This is a genomic window from Burkholderia sp. Ac-20392, from assembly GCF_017104585.1.
GTDB classification, from domain to species: domain Bacteria; phylum Pseudomonadota; class Gammaproteobacteria; order Burkholderiales; family Burkholderiaceae; genus Burkholderia; species Burkholderia lata.
The window spans coordinates 1-246 of sequence record NZ_JAAGPB010000800.1 but is presented as its reverse complement, the minus strand read 5'-3'; the positions used below and the strand labels follow the sequence as shown (position 1 = coordinate 246).

Genomic DNA, 246 nt, shown 5'->3' with positions numbered 1-246 from the left:
CTCTGCCTGAAAAAAAAAAAACCACCCCCCCCCCCCCCCCCCCCCCTCCAACCCCCCCCCCCCCCCCCCCCCCCTCTCCCCCTACTACCCTCTTCTCCATCCTCCCTTTCCTCCTTTTTCCCTTCCTCTGCTTTCTCCACATTCTGTTTCCCTCTTTCCACGCTTCTCTGCCTTTGTCTCTCTTGTTCTAATGATGTACCATCTCATCTTCTTACAAGACATACCATTTCCTCCCTCGCTTGTACC

General features: G+C 55.3%; 1 protein-coding gene. It reads left to right on the top strand.

Features of this window, described 5'->3' with window-relative positions; translation table 11 throughout:
* Positions 1-191, top strand: a 191-nt coding sequence (locus tag G3N99_RS38365) for a hypothetical protein (protein WP_206124987.1), incomplete at its 5' end; no start/stop codon positions are given.
* Positions 192-246: the final 55 nt, after the last annotated feature.